General features: G+C 43.5%; 16 protein-coding genes. 4 read left to right on the top strand and 12 right to left on the bottom strand.

The features are described 5' to 3' along the window. Positions 1-17: 17 nt before the first annotated feature. The 7 genes from gndA to AC1DO4_RS02815 form a co-directional block, all read right to left on the bottom strand. Positions 18-1,442, bottom strand: coding sequence for an NADP-dependent phosphogluconate dehydrogenase (gndA, locus tag AC1DO4_RS02845; protein ID WP_477412768.1), 1,425 nt, complete (start codon positions 1,440-1,442; stop codon positions 18-20). Then, positions 1,439-2,068: an HAD family hydrolase gene (locus AC1DO4_RS02840; RefSeq protein ID WP_477412766.1), complete on the bottom strand. Its 630-nt coding sequence runs from the start codon at positions 2,066-2,068 to the stop codon at positions 1,439-1,441. The genes gndA and AC1DO4_RS02840 overlap by 4 nt, the downstream gene beginning before the upstream one ends. An 8-nt stretch (positions 2,069-2,076) precedes the next feature. Further along, positions 2,077-3,174 (bottom strand): transaldolase, encoded by a 1,098-nt coding sequence (gene tal / locus AC1DO4_RS02835; RefSeq protein ID WP_477412764.1) that lies wholly within the window; start codon positions 3,172-3,174, stop codon positions 2,077-2,079. A gap of 171 nt (positions 3,175-3,345) precedes the next feature. Beyond that, positions 3,346-4,053 (bottom strand): ribose 5-phosphate isomerase A, encoded by a 708-nt coding sequence (gene rpiA / locus AC1DO4_RS02830; RefSeq protein WP_477412762.1) that lies wholly within the window; start codon positions 4,051-4,053, stop codon positions 3,346-3,348. Positions 4,054-4,224: 171 nt separating this feature from the next. Continuing rightward, positions 4,225-6,228, bottom strand: a complete 2,004-nt coding sequence (gene tkt / locus AC1DO4_RS02825; protein WP_477412760.1) for a transketolase — start codon at positions 6,226-6,228, stop codon at positions 4,225-4,227. A gap of 18 nt (positions 6,229-6,246) precedes the next feature. Continuing rightward, a complete protein-coding gene (locus AC1DO4_RS02820; RefSeq protein ID WP_477402633.1) occupies positions 6,247-7,002 on the bottom strand; it encodes an ROK family protein in 756 nt (251 codons plus the stop codon). A gap of 293 nt (positions 7,003-7,295) precedes the next feature. Next, positions 7,296-9,677, bottom strand: coding sequence for an alpha-L-rhamnosidase-related protein (locus AC1DO4_RS02815; RefSeq protein ID WP_477412758.1), 2,382 nt, complete (start codon positions 9,675-9,677; stop codon positions 7,296-7,298). 145 nt (positions 9,678-9,822) lie between these two features. Here AC1DO4_RS02815 and AC1DO4_RS02810 point away from each other — a divergent pair, with 145 nt between their 5' ends. Further along, positions 9,823-12,231 carry a DUF2339 domain-containing protein gene (locus tag AC1DO4_RS02810; RefSeq protein WP_477412756.1) on the top strand — a complete coding sequence of 803 codons (2,409 nt, stop codon included), beginning with the start codon at positions 9,823-9,825 and terminating at the stop codon, positions 12,229-12,231. Next, entirely contained in the window at positions 12,203-13,444 is a 1,242-nt protein-coding gene (locus tag AC1DO4_RS02805; protein WP_477412754.1) for a hypothetical protein, read from the top strand. The genes AC1DO4_RS02810 and AC1DO4_RS02805 overlap by 29 nt, the downstream gene beginning before the upstream one ends. Before the next feature lie 60 nt (positions 13,445-13,504). Here AC1DO4_RS02805 and AC1DO4_RS02800 read toward each other — a convergent pair whose 3' ends face one another. The 4 genes from AC1DO4_RS02800 to AC1DO4_RS02785 form a co-directional block, all read right to left on the bottom strand. Continuing rightward, complete coding sequence (locus AC1DO4_RS02800) at positions 13,505-14,434, bottom strand: TIGR01777 family oxidoreductase (protein ID WP_477412752.1); 930 nt, start codon at positions 14,432-14,434, stop codon at positions 13,505-13,507. A gap of 4 nt (positions 14,435-14,438) precedes the next feature. After that, the gene (locus AC1DO4_RS02795; protein ID WP_477412750.1) at positions 14,439-15,257 is read right to left on the bottom strand and encodes a DCC1-like thiol-disulfide oxidoreductase family protein; all 819 of its coding nucleotides are present in this window, start codon (positions 15,255-15,257) and stop codon (positions 14,439-14,441) included. A 276-nt stretch (positions 15,258-15,533) separates the two neighbouring features. Further along, positions 15,534-16,400, bottom strand: a complete 867-nt coding sequence (locus AC1DO4_RS02790) for an ester cyclase (RefSeq protein WP_477412748.1) — start codon at positions 16,398-16,400, stop codon at positions 15,534-15,536. A gap of 66 nt (positions 16,401-16,466) precedes the next feature. Then, positions 16,467-17,240 (bottom strand): helix-turn-helix domain-containing protein, encoded by a 774-nt coding sequence (locus AC1DO4_RS02785; RefSeq protein ID WP_477412746.1) that lies wholly within the window; start codon positions 17,238-17,240, stop codon positions 16,467-16,469. A gap of 188 nt (positions 17,241-17,428) precedes the next feature. Between AC1DO4_RS02785 and AC1DO4_RS02780 the strand changes: the two genes are divergently transcribed. Beyond that, positions 17,429-18,034 carry a hypothetical protein gene (locus AC1DO4_RS02780; RefSeq protein ID WP_477412744.1) on the top strand — a complete coding sequence of 202 codons (606 nt, stop codon included), beginning with the start codon at positions 17,429-17,431 and terminating at the stop codon, positions 18,032-18,034. After that, positions 18,031-18,333: a winged helix-turn-helix domain-containing protein gene (locus tag AC1DO4_RS02775; protein WP_477401593.1), complete on the top strand. Its 303-nt coding sequence runs from the start codon at positions 18,031-18,033 to the stop codon at positions 18,331-18,333. The genes AC1DO4_RS02780 and AC1DO4_RS02775 overlap by 4 nt, the downstream gene beginning before the upstream one ends. 316 nt (positions 18,334-18,649) lie before the next feature. On the opposite strand, the gene AC1DO4_RS02770 is transcribed toward AC1DO4_RS02775, so the two are convergent. Continuing rightward, positions 18,650-20,194 (bottom strand): carboxylesterase/lipase family protein, encoded by a 1,545-nt coding sequence (locus AC1DO4_RS02770; protein WP_477412742.1) that lies wholly within the window; start codon positions 20,192-20,194, stop codon positions 18,650-18,652. Positions 20,195-20,214 lie beyond the last annotated feature (20 nt).

Here is a 20,214-nt window from a genome sequence, read left to right as displayed (position 1 = left end):
GCTTTAATAGTTTATGATTAGTCTTCGGCTTTGGTCCACTGTGTATGGAATGTTCCTTCTTTGCCTATCAACTCGTAAGTATGCGCACCAAAATAATCGCGCTGTGCCTGGGTAAGGTTCGATGGCATTTTTTCGCTGCGGAAAGCATCAAAATAACTTAAAGCTGATGCATATCCCGGAGCGGCAACACCGGCGGCTATAGTGCCCGATAAAATTTTCCTGATACCCGGCAGTGTTTCACTTACCAATTTTTGCACATCGCTGTCCAATAATAAGTGAGGTAGTTGTGGATCTTTATTGTACGCGTTAAAAATATCATTCAAAAACTCCGAACGGATGATACAACCACCCCTCCATATTTTGGCAATTTCGCCCAAATGAAGATCGTATTTGTACTCCTCAGAAGCTTTTGACAGCAAGTGCATGCCCTGCGCGTAAGTAACTATAGATGTAAAATAAAAAGCCTGCTCAAGCGCAACCAGTAATTCGTCTTTATCGCCGGCTAATTCAATATCGCCGCCGTATAAGGTTGAAGCTTTTTCGCGCAGTTGTTTGTATTTTGACAGATCGCGCATGGATACAGAAGTATCGATGGTTGGGATAGGAGTAACCAGGTCCATAGCCACTTGTGATGTCCATTTACCGGTACCTTTAGCTTTTGCCTCGTCTTTAATATCATCTAATAACAGATGATCAGCTCCGGGGGCTTTATATGCAAAAATATCCTTGGTGATATCTAACAGGAATGACTGTAAGCGGCCGGCATTCCATTGAGCGAAGATCTTTTGTATAGAATCATTGTCCAGCTTTAAGCCTTTTCTAAGAATCTCGTAGGTTTCGGCAATTACCTGCATAATACCATACTCAATACCGTTATGTACCATTTTAACAAAGTGGCCGGATGCTCCGGGGCCAATGTAAGTTACGCATGGTGCGCCATTAACTTTAGCTGCTATGGCTTCAAATATCGGTTTCATTACCGCGTAGGCATCTTTATCGCCGCCCGGCATCATGCTTGGACCACGGCGAGCGCCTTCCTCACCACCAGAAACGCCCATACCAAAAAAGTGCAGACCAATGGCTTCCAGTTCTTCAACGCGGCGGTTGGTATCTGTAAAGTGCGAGTTTCCACCATCAATTAAAATATCCCCTTTCTCCAATAAAGGAGTAAGCTCCTCAATTACAGCGTCTACAATTTTACCGGCAGGTACCAGCATCATAATGGCCCGGGGAGTAGTAAGGCTTTGAATAAATTCCTTTACATCGCCAAAGCCTTTAGCGGCCCTGTCGCCGGCTTCATCATTTAACGATGATACCTTAGCTGCATCTTTATCATGCCCGGCTACTGCAAAACCGTGATCGGCCATATTGAGTAGTAAGCTTCGGCCCATAACGCCTAAGCCTATCATGCCAAAAGCATATTTATCTGTTGTTGCACTCATGTTGTTTTGAGGTTTTCTTTTTTTAGGTCTTCTAATATTTTTTTGGTCTTTTCGAAACTGGTATGCTGAAAAGAACGGATACCCAACTTTTGAGCCGTTGTAACAAACATCATCCGGTCATCAAAATACACACATTGCTGTGGCGATGCCTGGGCAATGCCCATCGCCAGGTGCCATATACCCGGATCGGGCTTGCGCATTTTTACTTCGCACGATGATACAAACGCGTCGAACGCATCGTGCAGTTTAAACTTACGTACCCGGTAATCATTTAACTCTTTACCTTCGTTATTAACGGAGATAATACGGAAACCGCAACCTTTTTTCCACTCCTTTAACCATGCCAGCATATCCGGCAGCTCATAGGAGGTAGAATAAATAAAATCCTTAAAATCCTCACGAACAAAATCGCGGGGACGGTTAAATACTACCGTATCCAGGTATTCATCCAACGTGATGCTGCCAATTTCATATACGTTGAATATAAAATTGTGCAGGGCGTTTACTTCGGCATAATCAAGGTTAAACCTTTTGGCTGCTTCCTCGCGCGCCTCGTGCCCCCACCCGTTCGACAATAAAATACCCCCTACGTCGAAAAAAAGGATCTTTACGTTTGCGGTTTCCATAAAGCCGTTTAGGCTACTTTACTTTTTTGATCTTCGATAGCTTTTAACAGTTTTTCGAAAGGTTTATTGAATTTTTCGATGCCTTCATCTTCCAATTGTTGAGTGATGGCGTCAAGGTCGATACCTAAGTCTTTAAGTTTGGCCAAAGTAGCGGTTGCTTCATCTAAACCAGCTTCAAGCGTGTTGGCAGCAATACCATGATCGCGGAAAGCTTCAACAGTTTCCAATGGAACGGTATCTACAGTATCCGGGCCAATCAAAGCCTCAACGTATTTGGTATCTTTAAATGCAGGGTTTTTGCTTCCTGTACTTGCCCAAAGTAAACGCTGTGGCTGCGCGCCTTCTGCGGCCAGTTTTTGCCATCTTTCGGTGCTGAATACTCTTTTGTAAATTTCGTATGCTTTCTTGGCAGATGCGATGGCAACTTCGCCAACTAAAGCTTTTTCGCCTTTTGCTTCTAATAACGGATCAACAATAACGTCGATACGGCTTAAAAAGAAACTTGCTACTGATGCAATATGACCAATTTTATGGCCTGCAGCTAAATGCTCCTCTAAACCAGAAATATAGGCTTCGGTTACTTCTTCGTAACGCTCAAGGCCAAAAAGCAACGTAACATTAATGTTGATGCCTTTTGCAATTGATTGCTGAATAGCCGCCAAACCTGGTTTAGTACCAGGGATTTTGATCATTACGTTTTCGCGGTCAACTTTTTTCCAGAGTTCTTCTGCTTGTTTTGCTGTACCTTCGGTATCTAAAGCTAAAAACGGAGAAACTTCAAGGCTAACATATCCGTCAACTTTGTTTGATTCGTCATAAACGCCTTTAAATAAAGCGGTAGCTTGCTGAATGTCGCTTATCGCCAAACCAAAAAATAACTCCTCGTTATCTTCGGTGGTTGCTGAAAGCTCTCTGATATCATTATCATAATCAGAGCTGCCGGTTATCGCTTTTTCAAAAATAGCCGGATTGGAGGTTACGCCTCTTACGCCATCTTCGTCAATTAATTTTTGCAGTTTTCCGGATGCGATGATTTCGCGGTCGATAAAATCAAGCCAGATACTCTGTCCGAAATCATGTATCTGTTTTACGTTGTTGGTTGCCATATTGGTCTGTTTAAAATATTGTGTTTTTATTTGATTGAATTTGCGAATGCCTATGAATTTGATAGATATTTCTGCAAATGTATTCGTTTGATCTGTTTTGTAAAGTTCTTTGTTAATATTCTGTTTATTGTAAGCTAAATATCATCATTGCGTTACAGTAACGTAACAATCTTAATTATTAGATGCTACCAGTATCTGCAGGTCGTATCCTATAAACAATCCGCTCTCAATAACTCCGGTAATGCTTTTTATATCCTTCTCCAGGCTATTGGGCACTTCATCAAAGCGGCAATCCAAAACCAGGTTGTTGTTCTCTGAAATAATGGGACCATCTTTCCCTTTAGCCGGCCTTATAACAATGCTATTGGCCCCCAGCTTCTTCAATTCGGCTTCCACATGCAGTAAAGCCTGCGGGAATACCTCAATAGGAATAGGAAAATTCGTGCCAATCTTATCCACTATCTTTGAATCATCAACAATAATATAATTCACCGGGCTCGAGCTGATCAATAGTTTTTCCTTAAACATGGCCCCACCACGGCCTTTAATTAAGCTGTTGTTCGGGTCAACCTCATCAGCGCCATCAAACAGCCAGTCGGGTTTGTTTTCAAACAAACTGGTAAGCGGGATACCCAGCTTGCTGCAAAACATCGAGATCTCCAGCGAAGTAGGAATAGCCAGCACGTTCAGCTTTTCGGCTTTGATCCTTTCGGCAATAGCGAGCAAGGCCAGGTAAACGGTGGAGCCGGAGCCTACGCCCAGCACATCGCCATCCTTTACCTTCGCGGCAATTTCAAGCGCTACCTTTTGCTTGCCACTGGCGTTAATGATCTCTGACGACCATTCGAGGTTTTTAATTAAACTACTTTCCCAATTCATGGATTTAGATTTGAGATGTGAGATATGAGATATGAGAGCATTGCCAATTGGCCAAACTCCCGACTCTCAAATCACACATCTAACATCTGCTATTTTTCAATCAGATAAGAGATCAGAACCGTCTGCACCCTGTGCAGCTAAGTCTCAAATCTCACATCTAACGTCTCATATCTACAAAAGCGCTTTAGCCTTATTAACTACATTCTCCACTGTAAAGCCAAAAAACTTGTACAGGGCTTCTGCCGGGGCAGATTCGCCAAAGGTGGTCATACCTAACATGTCACCTTCATCGGTGGTGTATTTATGCCAGCCCATAGGGGATGCCATTTCCACAGCCAAGCGTTTCTTGATTGCTTTAGGGAATACCTTTTCTTTATAAGCGGCATCCTGTTTCTCAAACAGTTCCCATGATGGCATACTAACCACGCGGGTTGAGATACCATCTGCCTCTAATTTTGCCTGGGCCTCCATTATTAAAGCCACCTCAGATCCGGTTGCCATTAATATCAGCTCGGGGTTTTTGCTTGCTTCTGATAGTATGTAAGCCCCTTTTTCCAGGTCGGATGCTTTACCATATTTATCCTGGTCGAGGATAGGCAAGCCCTGGCGGGTGAATACTAAAACCACCGGACCACCTTTGTGCTCAATGGCAACACGCCATGCATGCGCGGTTTCGTTAGCATCGGCCGGGCGGATAACCGTAATATTAGGAATAGAACGCAGAGAAGCCAATTGCTCAACAGGCTGGTGGGTTGTACCGTCCTCGCCTAAGCCAATACTATCGTGCGTGTAAACAAATATCGGGCTTATCTTCATGATGGCCGCTAAACGGATTGGCGGGCGCATATATTCAGAGAACATTAAAAAGGTAGCGCCAAACGGAAGTACCCCTTTTGTTAATGCCATACCATTCATTGCCGAGCCCATTGCATGCTCCCGGATCCCGAAATGGAAGTTGCGGCCGGCCCTGTTCTCGGATGTAAACGAATCAAATTCTTTTAAATTGGTTTCTGTTGATGGCGAAAGATCTGCCGCGCCGCCTATAAGGTTTGGCAGGCTTGCTGCAACAGCATTTAATACTTTACCTGATGCCTGGCGGGTAGCCATTTTAGGGTCCGAGCCTTTAAATACCGGCAGTTTGTCTTTCCATCCCTGTGGTAAACCACCGCTGCTGGCCAGTTCATATTCGGCAGCTAATTCGGGATATTTAACTTTATAATCGGCAAATAGCTTATTCCATTTTTCTTCGGAACCAGCACCCCTTGCACCTTTAGCGTGATAATATTCCAATACCTCATCAGGTACATTGAATGATTTTTCAGGATCAAAGTCAAAGAATTTTTTAACCAGCTTAATCTCATCCGGACCAAGCGGCGAACCGTGTGAACCTGCTGTGCCCGATTTGTTAGGGCTGCCATATGCTATCAGCGAACGAACGCGGATCAATGAAGGTTTTTGTGTTTCGGCTTTAGCATTTATTAATGCCAGTTCCAATGCGTGGGTGTCATTAACATCCGGCAGATCCTGTACATGCCAGCCGTATGACCTGAAACGTGCGCTTACATCTTCATTAAAAGCAATATCAGTACTGCCCTCAATAGAGATGTGGTTATCATCATACAGGTAAATCATGTTACCTAATTGTAAATGCCCTGCTAATGAAGCGGCTTCAGAAGTAACACCTTCCATCATATCACCATCGCTGGTAATAGCATAAACATTATAATTGAAAAGCTCGAAGCCGGGTTTATTATAACGTGCCGATAAATGTTTTTGCGCAATGGCAAAACCTACGCCATTTGCAAAACCCTGACCCAACGGGCCTGTAGTAACGTCAATACCGGGGGCCAAACCATATTCGGGGTGACCGGCGGTTTTGCTATGTAGCTGACGAAATTGTTTAATATCATCTAAACTAAGGTCATAGCCGGTTAAATACAAAAAGTTGTATTGCAATATACACGCGTGCCCTGCCGAAAGGATGAACCTGTCGCGGTTTGCCCAATCAGGGTTTTTAGGATTGTAATTTAAAAACTTTGTCCATAAAACATGCCCCATAGGCGCAAGCGCCATTGCTGTTCCGGGGTGACCGGAATTTGCCTTTTGCACTGCATCTGCCGATAAGACCCGTACGGTGTCTATTGCTAATTTTTCTATGTCCTTTGTATTTTCCATTTTATTGAGGATTGTATATTATTCTGTTGGTGTTGATATTACGCGTTTGGTTTTACTGTCTTCGTCATTAAGCCATAATCTTGCACCGCCTTTGATGCCATCGGCGTTGGTTACTATTTTCATGTTTTTATCCAGCTTAAAAGTGAGCAGATCGGAGTTGCCGCCGCCAATGTATAAAGTATCGTAATTAAAAACGGTTTTTAAAATGTCAAAAACCTTCTGCATGCGCTTGTTCCACCTTTCCTTGCCGAACTTTTCCAACGCCTTTTCGCCTATATACTGATCATAGGTTTTGCCGGTTTTAACTGGCAGGTGGGCCAGCTCAAAGTGCGGCAGTAAGTGGCCATTCATTAGTAATGCGGTACCAAAACCTGTGCCCAGTGTTATCACCATTTCTAAACCTTTTCCGCTTACCACACCCAGGCCCTGCATATCGGCATCATTTACTACTTGCGTAGGCTTGCCCAATGCATCGCTTAGTTTTTTAGTTAGGTCAACATCAGCCCATAGTTTGGTATTGAGATTTGGGGCGGTTTTTATAACCCCGTTTTTTACGTAGCCGGGGAAACCAACCGAAATTTTATCATACGCCGGAAAGTTCTTAACCAATGTTTTTATAGCCTTGATCACATTATCGGGGCTGGCTGGGGCTGGCGTGGGTACCTTGTCGTAATCCATTTTCAGCTCGCCCTTTTTATTTAAAATAGTGGCTTTTATGTGTGAGCCACCGATATCGATTGAAAGAATTTTTTCCTGTGATGTTGTTTTTTTCATCTGTATTGATTTTAGCGAGCTGGCAAACCTGCGGTTAAGCGGGGTAGTTTAATAATTGTAGCGCGTAAATATCACATTTTTAATAATATCTGATTGTTAAATGTGTAATTAACACAAGTGTAATCAATACAATAAGCAATCAACATTACAAGGTAAAGTTAGTGTTGCTTTTCACTTTTCAAACAGAAACACAAGTATTTTTACTCAAAAATGGTAAAAACGATGCAAAAATGCTCTTTTTATTGGTATTTTCCTAAGAAAACATGATTTATATCATGGTTTTTTCCTTTTTTTTAAACAGATATCTTGTTTTTGCCAGCATTAATCATATAATTTCGACCTTTCCATACAAAAATGCCCGATGTGCTTTGCGGCAGGGTAACCTCAATATCCCATTTACCCTTTTCAAACCTATATTTTACAAGCAACTTTCCATTGGGATGCGGGATTTCGCCGCTCACCTTTTTAATATCACCCAAATGTGGCTCTATTTTTATTTTGCTAAAACCAGAGGCATAAGTGTCTATCCCCAATATGGTTCGGTAAAATTCAATATTAGGGCTTGCACCCCAGGCATGGCAATCGGACCGGTTATGTTCTAAATCCGAGATCTCGGCCCAGGTAGTGAGGCCCATTTTGATATTCTTGCGCCATATATCCAGCCATTTTAAATAATCATTACCAAAGCCTGCATTTATTAAGGCCTGGTGCAGGTAGTATTTAAAGTAGATGGTGCATTGGGTAAGCGTAGTATCGGTCATTAGTTTTTTGCCAAGTGCAGATGCGTCATTGCCGGTTACCATGCCTGTTAAAATTGCCAGCGAGTTGGTATGCTGCGAAAAGAGTTGCTGATCCTCCACATCCGAATACAATTGCCTGTCGGCTATCCAATACTTCTTTTGAATGGTAGCTTTTAGTTGCACGGCTTTGCCAGCATACTTGTCAGCCAAAAAAGACAACCCCATTTTAGCCTCCATTTCGGCAGCTTGCTGGTAAGCCCACATCAGTTGCAGGTCTATAAGGGCCGAGCTTCCGCTGGCGCTTTTGGGGGCCATTCCAAAATCCCATCCTTTACTGTTCACCCAATCGGCAAAAGTCCAGTAGGGGGTATCTTTTAGTGAGCCATCGGCCTGCTGGTATTTGTCAAAAAATGCCAGCACATCCTGTACTCCCTGCAGCTTATCTTTTACAAAAGCGCTATCGGGCCGGTACATCCAATAATCGTGGAGCATGCCTATATACCATAAAGAGAAGGTTGAAATTATTTGCGGGGAGAACGATGGATGCCGGCTCAGGGTAATGCCTTCGGCAATGCGGGAGTGGTCCATCTGGTTAATGGCATTACGCACCAGGCGATCGTCGCCGCTGTTGTAGTACGATACCAATGCCTGGATACGGCTATCGCCAACGTATTGCAGCTGCTCATAATAAGGGCAGTCGTAGTAGGTTTCGCCTGCGCAAAGCCGGGCGGTGCGCCAGCCTATCTCCAGCATCTTTTGCATTTCGGGTGTGCCATCAAGCTTCGCGTTGAGCTTAAAGGGATACCCGGTAAAAGTGCCGTAAATATCATCGATCTGTAAAGGCTCGCCGCCAGTTGTTATTTTTACCTGTATATAGCGAAAGGTGCGAAAGCTAAGCGAATTAAAGGATTGGCCAACACTGCCATTTGAAACAATGCTATCCCGGCGACCCGAAAATATTTTATCGTCCACCTCATCGCGGTTACCTTTTACAAGCCCCCCGGGACCAGCCAATTTTATAAACAGGGCTTCGGCATAACTTAAACTGATCCCCGCATTTTTGCCTTTGCTAAAATTAAGCGAAATAAAAGCATTGGTTAAAAAAGTTTGATCGAGCAGCAGGGTAGCCGTTGTATTGGCCGGGATCGATAGCGCTGTTTTAGTTGCCGGGAAAGTCTTCGGAATACTTATGCCTTCTGCCTTACACAATACGGCTATGCGCTGTTTTTTTAATTCCATTGGCGGAATAGAGGAGGGTACCAACATCCATCCAAAAGCATTCACGGTTCCTTTCGGGTTACCATTATCTATTTTAACAGCATTTTTCCAGCTGCTGTCATCCAGGTTTTCGGCATTCCAGTTATTGATGCCGGTGTTCATATCTATCCGTTCGCCCGGGCCGGCTACGTAATAAGTGCCATATCCCACACCTACAATGGGCTGGTATGCTTTGTCGCGGATGCACCGCCAGGATTTATTGGTATTAACAATTGTTTCCGCCTCGCCATCGCCCTGCATAATAAAACCCGTTTGGATAGAGATCTGTGCTTCGGGGCGGTAATCACCATCGTTCCAAACCACAGCAGCTATGCTGTTATTGCCTGCTTTTAAATAAGGCGCCAGGTCTACCGTTTCATAATTCCAGTAATAGGTATCGCCACGTGCCGGACCTAATGATACCAGCGTTTGGTTAACATACAGTTTATACCGGTTGTCGGCAGATACATGAACGATAAATGATTTGGGTTTGTCCTTTAAATCTATATTTTTCCTGAAATAATAAACCCCATAATCTTTAGTCGATTCCCCGGGAACAGTTATCCACTGTGCTTTCCACGATCCTTTTAAAAGTGCTGGATTAATGGATTGACTATAGCTTGTAAACGCCGTTAATATAAATACTATCAACAGCATAGGTTTTAAAATTGCTTTCATTAAATGGCAGGGTATATTAATCGGTTAAAGCGACTTGTTTGCTAAAATACAATTAAAGTTAAAAATGTTTGCCCCGCCCTTAATTATTAATAATGCTTATTATTTCATAAATCCACTATCTTTAGTTTTTGCTAAACCTAAGGTTATGGATATTTTTACCGTATTTATGTGTTTACTGATTGTTGTTTTAATAATAAACAACAAAAGCAGTGTTAACCGCAGTATTGGGGCGCTGGAAATCCAGATATTGGAGCTAAAGCGCATGATAGAACATTTAAGAGTGTCGCGACCGGCGGAAGAGCCCGCCAAACCCCAGGAGGCACCCAAGCCTGTTGTTAAAGAGACACCCCCAATAAAACCGCCGGAAGCACCGGTTGCCCTGCCCCGGCCGCCAGCCCCGCCGGAGATAAAACCGCAGCCAGAAGCTGTTAAACCAGTTGAGGTTGAAAAACAGCCAACGGTTATCAGCGATAGTTTATCAACCATACACAGGCCGGTTAAAACCTCAGATCTGTATCCGCCAAAATCCAAAGAGCCGACGCCTTCATTTTTTGAAAGCCATCCCGACCTCGAGAAATTTATCGGCGAAAACCTCATCAATAAAATTGGTATCGCTATACTGGTGCTTGCTATTGGCTATTTTGTAAAATTCGCTATTGATAGCGGCTGGGTTGGCCCGGCTGGTCGCGTGGGTATTGGTATTGCCTGCGGCGCTATATTGGTGGGTATTGCTCACTGGCTGCGCAATAGTTATAAAGCGTTCAGCTCGGTATTAGCGGGCGGCGGTTTAGCTGTTTTTTATTTTACCATAACGCTGGCCTATCACCAGTTTAACCTGTTCAGCCAAACCACGTCGTTCATTATCCTCATCGTGATCACCGTTTTCTCTGTACTGCTTTCCTTGTTGTATGACAGGCAGGAACTTGCGGTTATTGCCCTGGTGGGCGGTTTTGCAAGCCCGTTTATGGTAAGTACCGGCAAGGCCAATTACGATGCTTTATTTATTTACCTGCTGATATTGAACACCGGCCTTTTAATTATTGCCTATTATAAAGCGTGGCGGGTGCTTAATATAGTATCCTTCGCTTTTACCGTGATAGTATTTGCAGGCGTGCTGTATACGCTTACCGCGCCAACCTATCATTACGGCTTTATTTACGCCAGTATATTTTATGTGCTTTATTTTGCCATCAATGTGGCGAATAATGTGAAAGAGAATAAAAAATTCATCGGGTCGGATTTTAGTATCCTGCTTATCAATACCGCTTTATATTTTTCCGCTGGTTTATACTTGCTTACGGCGATGCATGAACAGCAGTTCCGCGGCTTATTTTGTGTGTGCCTCGCTGTAGTAAATCTCATCTTATCCTACATCCTGTTTCGTAACCGCAAGGTTGATACCAATATTTTGTACCTGCTGATAGGTATCACCTTAACCTTTATTTCTCTGGCAGCGCCTATTCAACTGCATGGAAACAGCATTACCCTTTTCTGGGCGACAGAAACGGTGCTGTTATACTGGCTGTACCTGCGGTCGTCCATTAAGCTCATGAAGCTTACCTCGCTCATATTGTGGGCAGCCATGCTGTTGAGTTTATTTATGGATTGGTCGCAATTGTATACGCACCATGAAATTGCTTTAACCGTTATTGCCAACAAGGGCTTTATTACCACTTTGGTAGCAGCTATAAGCTCTTTCCTGTTATTTGTATTGGTTGGGCGCGACGAGTCTAAAGAAGTATATCGTGTGGGTATTAATAAGCAGGTGTTTGGCATTGCCGGTCTTGCACTTTTGTTTTTAAGCGGGCTATTAGAGATCAATCACCAGTTTTTAAACCGCTATCCCGAAACAACACTAAATATTTTATACATGATGCTATACACCCCGGCATTTGTATATAGCTATTACCTCGTATCTATAAAAGCACCGGTCCTGAAGTTTAATAACAACATCCGCCTGGGTATACTGCTGGTTTGCATTACTGTTTACCTTACCCTGATGCCCGATTTTTTCGGCCTGCTGACCAGCATGCTGAACACCAAAAAGCCACCGATTGGTCATTTTACTGCCCATTGGATAAGTGCTGCATTTATCGCATTGTTGTTTTACCGAGTCGTCCGCCTGTGCCAAACTTTGCTGGATGATGGGATGAAAACACTGTTCACCTGGATATTGAGCGCCGGCATTGTCACTTTTTTAAGTTTAGAGGTATGCCTGCTGAGCAACATTTTGTTTTATAACCAATTGCATTCTATTGAGCGGATAGAAACCGTTTATATTAAAACCGGCTTGCCTATTTTGTGGGGCCTGCTGTCATTCGCGCTGATGTGGCTGGGGATGCACTATAAAGTGCGCACCATGCGTATTGTATCATTAAGCCTCTTCTCGCTTACATTATTAAAATTATTTTTGTTTGATATTGTTGATATCCCACAGGCTGGTAAAATAGCGGCTTTCTTTTGCCTGGGTGTTTTGCTGCTTATTATATCGTTTATGTACCAAAAGGTTAAAAAAATTATTGTTGATGATAAAGCTAAGAGTAAGGAAGAATAGCATAATATTAACCACGTTTTTTTGCGGATTGATGTTAGCGGCATCGGCACAAAAGAGTTTTAAATATGGGGCGGCCCTGCAAAAGCCCGGGAGTACCGGTTTTTACCGGATAAGCCTGCAGCCTGCTTTTGTGGCGAAAGCCAAACCTGGTATGGCCGATATCAGGATAGCCGATGCCAAAGGCAATTTTGTACCTTATATAGAAGCCGGAAGTTTGCCTCAAAAAGACCAGAAAAGTTTTGTTGTTTTTAACAGGATAGATACCCGTGTACCAACAGATACCGGGACCACCTATACAGTCGAAAACAAAACTGGCCTGCCTCTTGACCGCCTTTGGATAAAGCTGCAGAATACCGCTGTACAACGTAAAGTAAACCTGATGGGCGGCGATGACTTGAAACAATGGTTTGCGATACAAGAGGAGATTCCCCTGCAGGAAGCCGTGCAGAACAGCGAGGGAACTTATATGCAATCGCTCTCCTTCCCGGCAAGCAGCTACCGGTATTTGAAAATATTGGTTGATGACAAAAGGAAAACGCCCATTAAATTTTTACAAGTGGGCATTTATACCGAATATGCCAAAACACTGGCTTACTCACCAATACCCGGAGTTAAGTTTACCCGCGCCGATAGCAACAAAACCACATTTATCAGCATAAAGCTGAATGATAATTACCAGGTAAATAAGCTGCATTTAAATATCTCTGCCCCCAAATACTTTAAGCGGAGCATCACCATTTACCAAATAATTGGTAATTATAAAGAAGCGGTAATTGAAGCGGAACTAAATTCTGCTAAAAACAACGATCTACTATTTTCGGCAAAAGCCAAACAATTATTACTGGAGATCGGCAATGGTGATAACCAACCTTTAACCATTACAGGGATCAACGCTTATCAATCAGATGAGTACATTATCAGCTACCTGGATGGCAAACAAAGTTATCGCCTGCTCGCGGGCGATTCAACCGCCCAGGCCCCGGAATACGATCTGAAATTTTTTGCGGATAGCATTAAGGATAATATTCCTGCCATTGCGCACGGCGCGGTTGTTAAAAACAATGTAATACCAGCCGAAAAGCCAAAAGCCGGTAAGGATTATACAGCGTTTATATGGACAGCTATTGTGGTATCACTGGGTTTATTGCTGCTACTCACTTTAAAAATGACTAAGGAGGTGAAAAAGAAAGCAGAAGGGGATAATAAGGGGTAGGACTCTTCCTGCAGGTTAAAACCTACAACCGCTTGCCATAGCGCAATGACAGGATTTTATTTACTCCCTGATACTCAAAATATCATGAATAGCAGCCTCCGCTTTCTCATATTGAAAAGTAAACCCGGCATCCATCAAGCGTTGGGGTTTTACCCAGCGGCTTTTTAATATCAGCTCCGGTTCGGTTCCGATAACTAAGGCGCCAATTTCCAGGAGCCATTGCGGGGCTGGTAACCCAAACGGCATTCCGTAAGCTTTGCGGATGATGCGCATAAAATCGGCGTTCTTTTCTCCATAAGGGGCAGTGCAGTTATAGATACCCTCCATGGCGGGATGATCCAACAGGTATTGGGTACTGCCTGCTACATCATGCTCATGTATCCAGGCTAAGTATTGCTGTCCATTGCCCTGCTTGCCGCCCATGCCCATTTTTACCAGGTTAAGCAGGCGCGGGAAAACACTGTCGCTGCGGCCAAATACAATACCCATACGCAGCGCGATTTTTCGGGTATTCGGGGTTTCACTTTGATTAAAAGTGCTTTCCCATATATTGCAAACATCGATGCTGAAACCATAACCAATCTCGCCGGTTGCCTCATCCTGCGGGTGGTCTTCGGCATGGCGGTATATGGTGGCAGATGTTATGTTGATCCAAAGTTTTGGCGGATCGGTCATTTTATGGATCACATCGCCCAATAATTTGGTGGGGACCACACGGGATGCGATGATCTCGGCCTTATTCTTTTTAGTATAGCGACAGTTTACGTTTTTACCGCACAGGTTGATGAGCATATCGGCGTGGGTTAATTGTACGGTCCAGCCGTTCGCCGTTTTGCCATCCCAAACCACGGTGCGGATGTTATCAATAGCAGGGGCCTGTTTACGGGCCAGGATAATCACCTCGTCGGCAAGGTCTTTATAATATTTTGCCAGTACTGTGCCCAGGTAACCGTTACCCCCGGCAAGCACGATTTTTTTATACGCTTTCATGATTTCAGTTTAAGATCAGCACTAATAAAACAATGCGGTAGCTAACCCAGGTAATGGTCATTACCCAACCCAGGTTCAATAGTTTTGTTCTGCGGATATGTTCCAGGAACATTAATCCTGCAACCCCCATGAAGCACAGGGTATAAATAAGTGGACTCAGCTTAAACCAATGGCTTACGGTCAGTGGGATGAGCAGCAATAAACTACCAGCGAAAGAGATGGTCATCATGTTACCCAGGTAGGCCCATACCTTATCCCTGGCATAGGTGCTGATTACGAAAGCCTGGAAAACTATCTGCCCTCCGCAGATCAGGTACTCACGGTATGCGTTGCCCAGTGGCACCATGCCCACCAGTAAATGTGCATACCGGGTTAATATAAACCCGGTACAAAACCAGGTAAACAGCAGGAAAGCTATGCGATAATGGAGTTTGAAGGCCGGCTGGTAAGCAAAGGCGGCATCCTCTTTAGTTGGCGGAATGATCACCCGCCGGTTGTAAGATATAAAGGCATAAACTATGCTCATCAGCCAAATAAATGGCTTGAATGTGAACAGCGGAGTAAATACCGGCCAGGCATTACCAAGAATCTTGAACAGGCTTTTAATGCCATACGTGACCTCGCCGTTTTTTAGGTTCACAAGGGCTATTTCGTTAACTGCCCGCTGGCGGTCATAAACAGGGCAGGTATCCTGGGCCATGGTTTGATAAGCCTCTCGTCCGTTATTATCCAGCATGCCGGTTTTAACAAAGGCTTTGGTATATACACTGCACATGGGGCATTCTGCATCAAAAAGCACCACATGATCTTTAAGCGTTTTCATTGTATACTGGTTTGTTATAATTGAACAAGACAAATATACAATTTATTTTATATTTTCAATAAATACTGAAAATATAATTAAAACAATAACGGAAAGAGTGCTGTTGACCTGAATGATAAAAACTTCGCGGAGTTTTGAATACAGAATTGCGCATTCTATTGATAATCAGACTTGCGGAGCTTTAAAGCTCCGCAAGTCCTTAAACTACTATCAAAAATATCGGGGAGTGTTAAAATATTCAACAGATGTACGTCGCTGCAAATTTAACAATGGGCCTTAGTCAAGCGCTTTATAAATCGCCCTATCTAAAGTAATTCCAAGGCGTTTAGTCATTTCTGCGGAGTCGAAGTCAATCCGTTTATATTCTGCCTGTACGGCTTCTTTGGCTTTGTTTAATGCTGCCTCGTCTTCCCAAACGGCAACAGTGGCTATCAACATATTGCCGTTCGCGTCCATACTCTCGTAGGCATTGTCGCCTATAAAGCCCGGCAAATTTTTTATAAAAGCCCGGTTGTAATTAACCCGGTTGATAAACTCTTTTTTGGCTTTTGCGGGCACAACAAATTTATCAATGAAAAAAACCAGGTCCCGGTTATTCTTTTTTTCCGATAACTTGCTGATGTCCGCAGGCACAATACCCAACTCCTGTAAAAATCCAAGCCGGTTGGTTTGTATGATTACGCTTGTTATTTTACCATCCTTAAGGGTATACACTCCAATGCCATCATTGGTAACTGTTTTGCCGGTGGCTGCAAAGTTTTGAAACGGACCGCTGTGCGTCCCGGTCCATTTCCAGCTTACCACAACCTTATCATCTTCGGCAAGCAGGTTATCTATTTTCCAATTGATATCCGGGAAAGCTTTAATTAGCTCAAGTACCGGCTCTGCAAAGGCTTGAACGCCTTTGTTTCCCCTAACTCCGGTGTATTCGCCGGATACCCGGTTTTGAAGCGATTCAAAGTTTCTTTTGTTAAGGACTTCCTCATACAGATTTCGTACTATTTCTTTATTCTGAATTGTTGACATGGTAATTTCTTTGTTTTTAATTTTTGGATAGATTTGTTTAGCCGGTTGCGCCATACAGATGCCCGGTATAAGTAGACTTACAAATGGCCGGAAGATACTTGCTTGTCGCGTTTTCATATTGCTGTTGTTTGTTGATACAAATCTCTCAACAACAGCACATCAATCCTTGTAAAAAATCATTGATTACCAAAAAAGCGGCGACCTAAAAAAGTCGGTGGGAGTAAGACCTGTAAATAGCTTAAAGTCTTTATTAAAGTGCGGCTGATCAAAATATCCTGCAGCATATGCCGTTTCGCTTAGGCTTTGGTTAGTTATTCCTTTACCAACCAGTGCTCTCATGCGGACTATTGACGAATATTGTTTAGGTGAAGCCCCGGTTGCTTTCCTGAACCGTTTTTCAAAAGCATCCTGGCTGATGTAAAGTGAATTGACAAGGTCTTTTATTTTAGTATGCCCCTTGCCCGAGTCTATTTTTTGTACTGCCGCCAAAACCAGTTTATCCGGGGCGATGTCTATTAAATGCGACAGCAGGAAGTTCTCGACCAAAAAAATGCGTTGGGCATTTCCTATTGCTCCCGCCAATTGTTCTTCAATTTGCAATATATCGTGGCTGGCAAAAAGGTTATCAAGCGGGAGGCTACTATTAAATAACTCATGTGCCGGCGCTTTTAATAAAGCTGTAGCAATTGCTTCTTTAAATATAACCAATATAGTCCCGGAGTTTTGTGAGTAATTAATTATCCGGGCAGAGTTTCTTAACCCAGAGATCACGGCTGATGGAAGTTTGCTCCCGCCCCCATCGCTTGTATAATTTACATCGCCCTTAAATCTGAACGCCATCACCAGCGATGTATCGGGCAATACCCGGTTTGCACTACCTTCGGCACTCTCTATGACCAGGTATTTCCTGATGTATGGTGTTAATGCGGCAGAAGGCGTTATAACATTAGCTATCATATTCAGGCTGCGGAGTTATAGTGATGTATTATAAAGCTAAAGCATTTTCATTTTTTATAAAACAGTGTTTACTTATTGTGACATTGTTTCCACATAAACCTTTAAAGTAATATTCCCGATTAAAATTATTTCACCGCCCCTTGCAATTATAAAACAATTTCATAGCTTTGAAAAACAAAGTGCTTTTAATGAAAGATCAAGACATTCATGCCGAATTAAGTTCCATCCGCAACCTGATGGAGCGTTCGGCCAAATTTATTTCCCTTAGCGGGCTTTCGGGCGTAATGGCCGGCATTTACGCTATTATAGGGGCGGGCATCGGTTATAAGATACTTAATAATGAAAGCAATGGCCTTTTACGCACCGATATTGATGTAATCACTCAATTATTTATTGTAGCCTTTGCTGTATTAGCCCTATCCATAGGCACCTGCATCTGGTTATCTGCCAGGAACGCGAAAAAACACGGGCAGCCTTTCTGGAATACCGGCAGCAAGCGTTTACTTATCAATATGGCAATCCCGCTGATCAGTGGTGGCCTGTTCACCTTTATTTTGATTTACCATGGTTACTATGGCATTGTTGCGCCAGCTACCCTTATTTTTTACGGACTGGCATTGGTTGCGGGTAGCCACTACACCTATTCGATGGTAAAAGGATTGGGAATATTGGAGATTTTATTAGGTTTGCTTTGCGCATTAATGCCGGGCTATGGTTTAATATTCTGGACGATAGGTTTTGGCTTACTCCACATTATTTACGGTACAATAATGCATTTTAAATACAATAAGTGAAGATCTCATTAGAACAATTTGACAAAGCCTTTGAAAACCGCATTCGCCTTCAAATTATGAGCGTACTGGTTGCCAATGAAAGCTATGATTTTAATTCGCTTAAAGACCTGCTCGACCTGACGGACGGCAACCTGGCATCACACCTGAAAGCTTTGGAGAAAGAAGAATACATCCAGGTACTAAAAAGCTTTATCGGCCGTAAACCCAATACCCGTTACCTGGCATCAGAGAAAGGGCGCGCTGCTTTCAGGCTACATCTGCTGGCCCTTGAAAATTTAATAAAACAACAAAAACTATAATTTTTTCTTGCCTGCTTTGAAACACCCGGTGACGGCTGCCGGAATAAATATTAATTATTCCCATTACCCGGCAAGTGTAAATAAAAATCGGTTGTTAATGATATCCCATCATAAAGCTGTAATCGTGAAGACCGCGATAAATCGACCACTAACTTTTGGTTCCAGTTTGCCTCACGGGCAGGCTTTACCATTGGCCGTAAGTGGGATATTTCTGCTAACTATTTTGTACCCACCAGGATCTCTGATGCCGGTGCAATACCCCAAATGACAGTAAAAGGGTTCGACGCGGGCGTTAACTACTATTTTGGCAGATAACCTATTTACCGCTCATTTGGTTAACCATAAAATCCAAAGCCGCCTTATCGGGCAAAGATATTGCGAAGGGCTTTTCGCCCAGTAGCATTACCTGGTTATCGTGAGTATTGTATTCCGGCCAATTTGGCAATCCTTTGCCATTAGGATTGCCCGTTCTGGCGAAGTTTACCCAATACGTTGATATGGTTGTTGCCAACTGCTGATCTACAGGTTCCCAGGGACGATTCAAAAATTTAAGGTTATCATAAGCATAAGCCACTTCGCCGGTATGAAAGGCTCCATATTTTACAAAATCGGCCGTTGCGGGCAAGCGACGGGTAAAGCGGTACACGTATACTTTTGATTTGCCTTTGGCACTTTGCACATTGGCCCAGGTATAATTTTGTATGCCAAAAATCTGATCGCGGTTAATATTGATCTGCGATCTTTCTGCTTCGGCATCCGTACCGGCCGGGAAGTGCTGCAAAAAAACAGGTGCCTTATTGCCATATTGCGCCGCTATTTGTTTTTTTAAACCTTCGGCATTTTTGAGCTTGCCTACAAAAGCATCATCTTCATTCCATCCGGTTAGTAAGGGCACATCATTTTCTTTATTTTCAGCAAAAATCTGGGCTATTGTTTCAGGCAATACATAGCCATCAACTATCGGTCTCCCTTGCGATTTATTAACCAGTTCGGCCGCCGGTTTGCTTCTCATTTCGGCAATGGAATTTGCACCTAAAGATTGGGCCGTCTTAACGCCTTCTTCCTCGGCTTTTTGCAGGGAGGTACCGCCAAACGGACCGGTTATAAAACTGGCGCCGCTTTCGGCAATGGCTTTCTGAAACATGCCTTTTCCCAAGGGCGATGCAACTAAACAATTCACACTCATAGAGCCGGCAGATTGGCCTGCTATAGTAACATTCCCGGGGTCGCCGCCAAAGTTTTTGATGTTTTGCTTTACCCATTTCAGGGCTGCCAGCTGATCCATCAAACCATAATTACCGGAAGCATTATGGCCCGATTCTTTGGTGAGTTCGGGGTGTGAGTAAAACCCGAAGATACCAACACGGTAATTGATCACCACAAAAACAACGTCTTTCCTGGCCGTTGCTTCTCCATCATAAATAGGCACAGCCGCCCCGCCAGATGCAAAACCGCCACCATAGATATAAACCAACACCGGTTTTTTATCTTCGGACGATTTGGCATTCGTCCAAACATTAAGGTACAGGCAATCTTCGTTAATTGGCTCATAAGGAATCAAAAACTCACGGGTATAAACCCCAAACTCATTGGGCCTGCCTTGCATCGGGCTTGCTGAAAACGCTGTACACTGCTTAACACCAGCCCAGGGAGCAACCGGCTGAGGCTCCTTCCAACGCAGATCGCCAATGGGTGGAGCCGCAAAAGGAATTCCCTTAAATATATGGACGCTACCATCCGAATTCACACTTCCTGATACCTTACCGGTATTGGTATTAACCACATCGGGCAGATTCTTTTGCGCAAACACAAATGAACAATCAATCAATATCAACAAAAGCAATGCAAAACAATTTTTCATATAGAGAATATCTATTTGCG

This window comes from Mucilaginibacter sp. P5_A6 (assembly GCF_056400585.1).
This window is presented reverse-complemented; position numbering and strand designations above follow the sequence as displayed.

Bases quoted from the DNA above. Each gene is read 5' to 3' on its own strand.
- AC1DO4_RS02840 (WP_477412766.1), bottom strand. From the start codon at position 2,068: ATGGAAACCGCAAACGTAAAGATCCTTTTTTTCGACGTAGGGGGTATT.
- tkt (WP_477412760.1), bottom strand. From the start codon at position 6,228: ATGGAAAATACAAAGGACATAGAAAAATTAGCAATAGACACCGTACGG.
- AC1DO4_RS02795 (WP_477412750.1), bottom strand. From the start codon at position 15,257: ATGAAAACGCTTAAAGATCATGTGGTGCTTTTTGATGCAGAATGCCCC.
- rpiA (WP_477412762.1), bottom strand. From the start codon at position 4,053: ATGAATTGGGAAAGTAGTTTAATTAAAAACCTCGAATGGTCGTCAGAG.
- AC1DO4_RS02800 (WP_477412752.1), bottom strand. From the start codon at position 14,434: ATGAAAGCGTATAAAAAAATCGTGCTTGCCGGGGGTAACGGTTACCTG.
- gndA (WP_477412768.1), bottom strand. From the start codon at position 1,442: ATGAGTGCAACAACAGATAAATATGCTTTTGGCATGATAGGCTTAGGC.
- AC1DO4_RS02770 (WP_477412742.1), bottom strand. From the start codon at position 20,194: ATGAAAAATTGTTTTGCATTGCTTTTGTTGATATTGATTGATTGTTCA.
- AC1DO4_RS02780 (WP_477412744.1), top strand. From the start codon at position 17,429: ATGAAAGATCAAGACATTCATGCCGAATTAAGTTCCATCCGCAACCTG.
- AC1DO4_RS02805 (WP_477412754.1), top strand. From the start codon at position 12,203: ATGATAAAGCTAAGAGTAAGGAAGAATAGCATAATATTAACCACGTTT.
- AC1DO4_RS02815 (WP_477412758.1), bottom strand. From the start codon at position 9,677: ATGAAAGCAATTTTAAAACCTATGCTGTTGATAGTATTTATATTAACG.
- AC1DO4_RS02810 (WP_477412756.1), top strand. From the start codon at position 9,823: ATGGATATTTTTACCGTATTTATGTGTTTACTGATTGTTGTTTTAATA.
- AC1DO4_RS02785 (WP_477412746.1), bottom strand. From the start codon at position 17,240: ATGATAGCTAATGTTATAACGCCTTCTGCCGCATTAACACCATACATC.
- AC1DO4_RS02790 (WP_477412748.1), bottom strand. From the start codon at position 16,400: ATGAAAACGCGACAAGCAAGTATCTTCCGGCCATTTGTAAGTCTACTT.
- AC1DO4_RS02820 (WP_477402633.1), bottom strand. From the start codon at position 7,002: ATGAAAAAAACAACATCACAGGAAAAAATTCTTTCAATCGATATCGGT.
- tal (WP_477412764.1), bottom strand. From the start codon at position 3,174: ATGGCAACCAACAACGTAAAACAGATACATGATTTCGGACAGAGTATC.